This is a genomic window from Streptomyces anandii JCM 4720, from assembly GCF_014650655.1.
Taxonomy (GTDB): Bacteria; Actinomycetota; Actinomycetes; order Streptomycetales; family Streptomycetaceae; genus Streptomyces; species Streptomyces anandii.
In genome coordinates this window covers 469,782-476,728 of record NZ_BMVJ01000002.1, presented here as the reverse complement: position 1 = coordinate 476,728, position 6,947 = coordinate 469,782, and the positions used below count along the sequence as shown (strand labels likewise).

7 protein-coding genes are annotated in these 6,947 nt (G+C 75.6%); 2 read left to right on the top strand and 5 right to left on the bottom strand.

The window, feature by feature from the left end:
* On the top strand, nt 1–220 hold a 220-nt coding region (locus tag IE249_RS36320), incomplete at its 5' end, for an LPXTG cell wall anchor domain-containing protein (protein ID WP_229857568.1).
* A gap of 75 nt (nt 221–295) precedes the next feature.
* Here the strand turns inward: IE249_RS36320 and hutH are convergent.
* The 3 genes from hutH to IE249_RS05335 all read right to left on the bottom strand — a co-directional run bounded on the left by hutH (nt 296) and on the right by IE249_RS05335 (nt 3,970).
* Entirely contained in the window at nt 296–1,834 is a 1,539-nt protein-coding gene (hutH, locus tag IE249_RS05345) for a histidine ammonia-lyase (RefSeq protein WP_189703704.1), read from the bottom strand.
* Between the two features lie 99 nt (nt 1,835–1,933).
* The gene (locus IE249_RS05340; protein ID WP_189703566.1) at nt 1,934–3,085 is read right to left on the bottom strand and encodes a GGDEF domain-containing protein; all 1,152 of its coding nucleotides are present in this window, start codon (nt 3,083–3,085) and stop codon (nt 1,934–1,936) included.
* Between the two features lie 90 nt (nt 3,086–3,175).
* Complete coding sequence (locus IE249_RS05335; protein WP_189703565.1) at nt 3,176–3,970, bottom strand: enoyl-CoA hydratase/isomerase family protein; 795 nt, start codon at nt 3,968–3,970, stop codon at nt 3,176–3,178.
* A 216-nt stretch (nt 3,971–4,186) separates the two neighbouring features.
* On the opposite strand from IE249_RS05335, the gene IE249_RS05330 reads away from it, so the two are divergent.
* Entirely contained in the window at nt 4,187–4,891 is a 705-nt protein-coding gene (locus tag IE249_RS05330; protein ID WP_189703718.1) for a hypothetical protein, read from the top strand.
* A 12-nt stretch (nt 4,892–4,903) separates the two neighbouring features.
* On the opposite strand, the gene IE249_RS05325 is transcribed toward IE249_RS05330, so the two are convergent.
* Nucleotides 4,904–6,040 carry an adenylate/guanylate cyclase domain-containing protein gene (locus tag IE249_RS05325; RefSeq protein WP_189703564.1) on the bottom strand — a complete coding sequence of 379 codons (1,137 nt, stop codon included), beginning with the start codon at nt 6,038–6,040 and terminating at the stop codon, nt 4,904–4,906.
* Nucleotides 6,041–6,380: 340 nt separating this feature from the next.
* Nucleotides 6,381–6,947 (bottom strand): biotin--[acetyl-CoA-carboxylase] ligase (locus IE249_RS36315; RefSeq protein ID WP_229857567.1); only part of this gene is annotated, 567 nt, incomplete at its 5' end.

Sequence of the window (6,947 nt, the reverse complement as noted above, 5' to 3'; positions counted from 1 at the left end):
GGCGGCCCGGACGGCGTCGACGACACAGGTCACCGAGCAGGGCCGGGCCGCGACCACGGCCGAGGAGCCGGCCTCGGGCACGATCACGCCCGGCGGGACCGAACTCGCCGACACGGGAAGCGTGGACACCACTCCCTATGTCGTGGGCGGCACGCTGTTCCTGGGGCTGGGCGCCGGTTTCGTGGTGTATTCGGTACGGCGGGAACGGCTCGGCTTCTGAGGCGTACGGACTCGGTAGGGACATGCTGAAGGGGCTGCCACCGCTCCGCGCGGTGGCAGCCCCTTCTTCAGCGGTTCACCGCAGCGGGCCGGTGACCGTCTCCGCGGCGGCGACGAGCTTCCCGTCGCGCACGAAGGCGTCGGCGGCGGCCAGGTCGGGGGCCAGGAACCGGTCGGGGCCGGGGCCCTGGACGCCCGCCTCGCGCACGGCGTCGATGACCGCGCGCGTCGCCGGGGCCGGGGCGAGGCCCTCGCGCAACTCCACGGCGCGCGTGGCGGCGTAGAGCTCGATCGCGAGGATCCGGGTCAGGTTCCCCACGGCGGTGCGCAGTTTGCGGGCCGCGGACCAGCCCATCGAGACGTGGTCCTCCTGCATCGCGGAGGACGGGATGGAGTCCGCGGAGGCGGGCACGGCGAGCCGCTTCATCTCGCTGACCAGGGCGGCCTGCGTGTACTGGGCGATCATCAGGCCCGAGTCGACGCCGGCGTCGTCGGCGAGGAAGGGCGGCAGGCCGTGGCTGCGGTTCTTGTCGAGCAGCCGGTCGGTGCGGCGCTCGGCGATGGAGCCCAGGTCGGCGGCGGCGATGGCGAGGAAGTCCAGGACGTAGGCGACCGGGGCGCCGTGGAAGTTGCCGTTGGACTCGACCCTGCCGTCGGGCAGCACGACGGGGTTGTCGACGGCGGAGGCCAGTTCACGCTCGGCGACCAGGCGGGCGTGCGCCAGGGTGTCCCGGCCGGCGCCGGCGACCTGCGGGGCACAGCGCACGGAGTAGGCGTCCTGGACGCGCGGCGCGTCGTCCTGGTGGTGGCCGGTGAGCTGCGAACCCTTGAGCACGGCCAGCATGTTGGCGGCGGAGGCGCCCTGGCCCGGGTGCGGGCGGATGTCGTGCAGCTCGGGGGCGAGGACCTTGTCCGTGCCGAGCAGCGCCTCGAGGCTGAGGGCGGCGGTGATGTCGGCGGCGGTGTAGAGGGCTTCGAGGTCGGCGAGGGCCATGATCAGCATGCCGAGCATGCCGTCGGTGCCGTTGAGCAGGGCCAGGCCCTCCTTCTCGCGCAGCTCGACGGGCTCGATGCCGTGCTCGGCGAGGAGTTCGCCGGCGGGCCGTACGACACCGTCGGGGCCCTCGGCGTCGCCCTCGCCCATGAGCGCGAGGGCGCAGTGGGAGAGCGGGGCCAGGTCGCCGGAGCAGCCGAGGGAGCCGTACTCGTGCACGACCGGGGTGATGCCCGCGTTCAGCACGTCGGCCATGGTCTGCGCGACCTCGGGGCGCACCCCGGTGTGTCCGGAGCAGACGGTCTTCAGGCGCAGGAACATCAGCGCGCGCACGACCTCGCGCTCGACCCGCGGTCCCATGCCGGCCGCGTGCGAGCGGACGATGTTGCGCTGCAGCTGGGTGCGCAGCTCCTGGCTGATGTGCCGGGTCGCCAGGGCGCCGAAGCCGGTGCTGACGCCGTAGACGGGCTCGGGCTTGGCCGCCAGCGCGTCCACGATCTCCCGGGCCGCCGCGAGGGCCGCCACCGCCTCCCCCGAGAGCTCGACCCGGGCGCCGCCGCGCGCCACGGCGAGAACGTCGGACGCGGTGACACCCGACGTCCCCACCACCACAGTGTGCATATCCATATTCAGGAGCGTACGCAGTGAATGCGAAGATGTCACTAGTGGTGCGGCCCACTGCCCCTTACCGTTGCACGACGCCCCGGCCGCTTCCCGCCTTCACGGCCTGCGCCCCCGGAACCGCCGGCGCTCCGCCGGGGCGCCCGGGTCCGGGGAGGGCTCGTCGGCGAGGCGGACCACCGGGTCCTCGGGACCCTCGCGGCCGGCGACCACCGGGCGGTCCGCACGCAGGGCCTTGGCCCGGTACTGCGCGGCGTCGGCGAGCCGGAACAGCCGCCGGGCCGAGCGTACGGGCCCGATGGCGTCGTCGGTCGAGGCGACCCCGCAGGCGACGCCCTCGCCCAGTTCGAGTTCGGCCGCGCGCCGGCACAGCTCGTCGGCCGCCTTGACCACCTCGTCGGCGGACGGCCCGACCGCGAGCAGGCAGAACTCGTCGCCGCCGAGCCGGGCCACCAGTGCGCCCGGCACCATCGCCCCGCACAGCGACAGCACCGAGCCGAACCGTTCCAGCAGGCGGTCGCCCACGGCGTGGCCGAGGGTGTCGTTGACCTGCTTGAGCCCGTTGAGGTCGCAGACGACGAGACTGACGGCGACGCCCTCCTCGCGGTGCCGCTCGATCGCCTCGTCGAGCCGCACGTCCACCGCCCGGCGGTTGGCGAGCCCGGTGAGCGAGTCGGTGAACGCCAGCCTGCGGGCCTCCTCCAGCCGCTCGGTCTGCGCGAGCCCGGCGGCGACCACGGCCGCGAGCACGGTGGCGAAGTCGGCGTCGGCGCGGGCGAAGAGCGGGGTGCCGGCCGCGCGGGCGACGTAGAGCTCGCCCCAGGCGCGGCCGTGCTGCACGATCGGCGCGACGACGCAGCAGCCGCGGCCGCGCCGGCGCAGGGCCGCGACCCGCTGATGGCAGTAGCCCGGGTCCCCGGCTGCCGGCCCCTCGGCGGTCTCCACCCAGGCGTCCGGCTCGCCGCCCGAGGCCCAGCGCTCGTGCAGGAACTCGGCGATCTCCGGGAACTGGTTCACCGGATAGGCCTCGTCCTCCGGGAACTCCTCCTCCTCGGGCGCGCGCTCGCCGACGTTCACCAGGACCCGCAGCCGGCCGCGCTCACGCTCCCACACCGACAGTGCGGCGAAGTCCCCCTCCAGCGCGCGGCACGCGCCGAGCGCGGCGGCCCGCCACGACTCGCGCGGGGTGTGCGCCGCGGCCATGCCCTGCGCCAACGCCACGACGGCGGCCAGCCGCCTGTTCTCGCCCATTACCCCAGGTTAGGGATTTTTTGGGTGAATCGGGGATATTGGTACGACCGTCGGTGAACAACCCGTCCGCAGGCGGTTGTGCCGTGTCCCTCACTCTCCCGGCCAGCGGGGCGCGCGCTTCTCGTTGAACGCCGCCACGCCCTCGGCGCGGTCCCCGGAGAACGCCACCGAGCGCCAGGCCGCGTCCTCGACCTCCAGGCCGGCCCGCAGGTCCAGCCCGTGCCCGAGCCGCAGCGCCCGCTTGGCCGCGCGCAGCCCGACCGGGGAGTTCGCCGCCATCCGCGCGGCCAGGCCCAGCGCCGCGTCCCTGTCCTGTCCCTCGTCCACCAGCTCGTCCACCAGGCCGAGTTCGTGCGCCTCGGCGGCCTCCAGACGGCGCGCGGTGAAGATCAGCTCGGCGGCGCGGGCCGCCCCCACCCGCCGGGGCAGCAGTTGCGTACCGCCGCCGCCGGGGATCACTCCCACGGACACCTCCGGCAGGCCCACCACGGCCGTGCGGTCGGCCACGATCACGTCGCAGGACAGCGCCAGCTCGAAGCCTCCGCCGAGCGCGAAGCCGTGCACCGCGGCGACGGTCGGCATCGGCAGTTCCAGTACGCCGGTGTAGGCGCCGCGCGCGACCGGGCGCTGCCGGACCAGGTCCGCGTCGGTGAAGGAGTTGCGCTCCTTCAGGTCGGCCCCGACGCAGAACGCGCGCTCGTGCGACGAGGTCAGCACGACCACGCGCGCGTCCCGGTCGGCGGCCAGGGCGGCGCAGGCCCCGGCGATCGACCGGGCCATGTCGGTCGACACCGCGTTCATGGCCTTGGGCCGGTCCAGGACGAGCTCCGCGACGTAGTCGTGCCGCCGCACCAGCACGAACTCCCCGAACCGCTCCTCGCTCATGACACCCTCCGGTTAACGCGGGTTAACAACGTACGCCCCGATCATCGCAGCCGCGCCCGCCCGGCGAAAGGGCCGCGGTGCCACCGCACGCCCTCCCTGTCGACACCCGGCACCCCGTTCGAGTGACATCACCCCCGACTCCCGCCCGGCACCGGCCCGCAGCACCTAGCGTGCTCGGCCACGGCGCACAGGGGGCGCGCACCGGGGAGGACTGCGATGAGGACGGACACCAGGCCGGCACGGGACGGCACACCCGCCATAGGGAACGACGCGCCCACGGAGACGACGGACACCGAAGCGGAACCTGCGGCCGAGGCCGGGCGGGTGGGTCTTGTGCTGGTTCGGGGGAGGGGGCGGCACCGTCGGCCGCGGCCGCGCAAGGTGCTGCTGGCCGCCGGCGGGCTGGCATTGGCCGCCGGGGCGCTGAGTCTGCTGCGGGCGGCGACCGAACCCGGTGGCGGTCCGGAGGCCGCGCCCCGCGTGGGTGCGCAGACCGAGGGCGGCGGAGCGGACGGGCCGGCCGCCGTGTCCGACAGCGCCTCGGACGGCGCGTCCGCCACGCCCACGGCCACCGCTCCCCTGGGCGGCATCGGCGGCCCGGTCACGGGCGCCGCGTCCGCGTCCTCCCCCTCGGCGGCCGGCGCGGTCCCGCCCTCCACGCTGCCCGGCACCACGGACGCCCCCACGGCCGTACCGTCGACGATCCGGCAGGCCACGAAGCCGCCCGGGCACCCGGCCACGGCACCGGCGCCGACGCGGCCCCGCCACACCCGTCGCGCGCCCGGCACCACGACGGCGCCCGCGCCGGACCCCACCCCGGCACCCGGCCGGAACACCGGCACGCCCCCGCCCTCCTCGGGCGGCGGGGACGGGCTCTGTCTGCCGATCGTCGGACTGTGCGTGGGCGCCTCGGCCCACTGACGCGGACCGGGGTCAGGACGGCCCGGTGCCCTCGCCCGGGCGGCGGGTGAGCAGCCAGGGCTCGACCACGCCCAGTCCGCGCACCGGGCGCTGCCACATGGGCTGGAGCGCGAACCGGTACACCGGCGGCTCCTCGCCCTCCTTCTCGGCGGCGGCCGCGGCCTCGGCCGCCTCGGCCTCGGAGGCGGGCGCCTCGCCGGTACGGATCAGCTCCTCGGCGAAGGCGCTGTCCACCAGCACGGCGTCGCGCGGGGCTATGGAGGTCAGCCGGGAGGCGAGGTTGACGGTCGTGCCGAAGACATCGCCCATTCGGGTGGTCACGGTGCCGAACGCCATGCCGACCCGCAGTTCGGGCATCGTCTCGTCGTTGCCCAGCGTCTCGACGAGGCGCAGGGCGATGTCGGCCGCCGTTCCGGCGTCGTCGGCGGCGTACAGCACCTCGTCGCCGAGGGTCTTGATCAGGCGCCCGCCGCGCGCGGCGACCAGGTCGGCGCTGGTCGTCTCGAAGGCCTCGACCAGTTCGCCGAGTTCCTCCTCCTCCATCCGGCGGGTCAGCCGGGTGAAGCCGACGAGGTCCGCGAAGGCGACCGCGAGCCGCCGGTCGACCATCTCCTCGTCGTCGGCGGCCTGCACCACCCGGCCCGCCGAGGCGGCGAGCTGGCGGCGCCAGACGTAGACCAGGAACTCCTCCAGCTCGGGCAGGAGCAGCTCGACGATCGGGTACGTCACCTCGGTGCGGGTCATGCCCGGCTCGGGCGGCTCGGTCAGGCCCTCGAGGAAGGAGTCGATCTGCCACTCGGCCAGCCGGGCGGTGGTCTGCCCGGTGGAGCGGGCCACCTGCACGGCCATGGCCTCGCTGAGCAGGCCCGCCTCGACGAGACCGGCGAGGCGGCGCAGGGCCAGTACGTCGGCCTCGGTCAGCGCCTTGGCCTGGCCTATGTCGGCGAAGCCCATGGCCCGCCAGAAGCGGGTGGCCAGCTCCAGTGAGACACCGGCGCTGCGGGCCGCCTGGAAAGGGGTGTAGCGCCGCTCGGCGCCGAGGATGAGCTGTTCCAGGCGCAGGGCGAGCGGGTCCCCGCCGGAGTCGGCGTCCTGCGGGTCCACCCGGCCGTCCGCATCCGCGCCGGAGCCCGTGTCGTCGACGGTCACGCCTGCTGCCCTTCCGATCTGCCACGGTCAGGTATCGACCGGCCTCAACTCTACGGCAGGTGTGCGCCAGCTCACTCCGTCAGGTTCCACCCCAGGAGCCCGGAACGCGAGGTGAGCCCCCTTCCGGCCCCTCCCGGACCCACCGCCGCACCGGCTCCGCCCACCGTCGGCCCGCCCCTCCCGAGGCCGGGCGCCGCACCTTCACACGCCCGGACCCGCCCGGGGACCCGGTCCGGAGACACCCACGAGACCCCCGGGCCGGGCCACGGCCCGAGCCGACGCCGGCCGCCGGCTCGGGCCGGGCCACGGCCCGAGCCGACGCCGGCCGCCGGCTCCCCCTTCACGCCGAGCGCAAGTGGATGATGTCGCCGGCGCCCACCGGTTCCTGGAGGCCGGCCTCGGTGGCGAGGACGAGGCGGCCGTCGGCGTCGACGGCCACCGCCTCGCCGACCACCGACCGGTCGCCCGGCAGTTCCGCGCGCACCACGCGGCCGAGGGTCGCGCAGCCCGCCACGTAGGTCTCCTGGAGGCCGGAGGCGACCGGGTCGCCTCCCGCGCCGCGCCAGCGGCCGTACCAGTCCTCCAGCGAGCGCAGCATCGCCCGCAGCAGCGGGTCGCGGTCCGTGCTCACCGCCCCGGCGAGGGCCAGGGAGCCGGCCTGCGGGACCGGCAGCTCCTCCGCCCGCAGGGTGACGTTGACGCCGACGCCGATCACGACCCCGTCGTCGCCGGCGCGTTCCGCGAGGATGCCGCCGGCCTTGCGCTCCTCGCCGCCCACGGTGACCAGGAGGTCGTTCGGCCACTTCAGCGCCGTGTCGACGCCCGCGGCCCGGGACAGGCCGGTCGCCACCGCGACCCCGGTGAGCAGCGGCAGCCAGCCCCAGCGGGCCACCGGCACCTCGCGCGG

Coding starts and splice junctions, on each gene's coding strand:
- hutH (WP_189703704.1), bottom strand. CDS start 1,834: ATGCACACTGTGGTGGTGGGGACGTCGGGTGTCACCGCGTCCGACGTT.
- IE249_RS05340 (WP_189703566.1), bottom strand. CDS start 3,085: ATGGGCGAGAACAGGCGGCTGGCCGCCGTCGTGGCGTTGGCGCAGGGC.
- IE249_RS05335 (WP_189703565.1), bottom strand. CDS start 3,970: ATGAGCGAGGAGCGGTTCGGGGAGTTCGTGCTGGTGCGGCGGCACGAC.
- IE249_RS05330 (WP_189703718.1), top strand. CDS start 4,187: ATGAGGACGGACACCAGGCCGGCACGGGACGGCACACCCGCCATAGGG.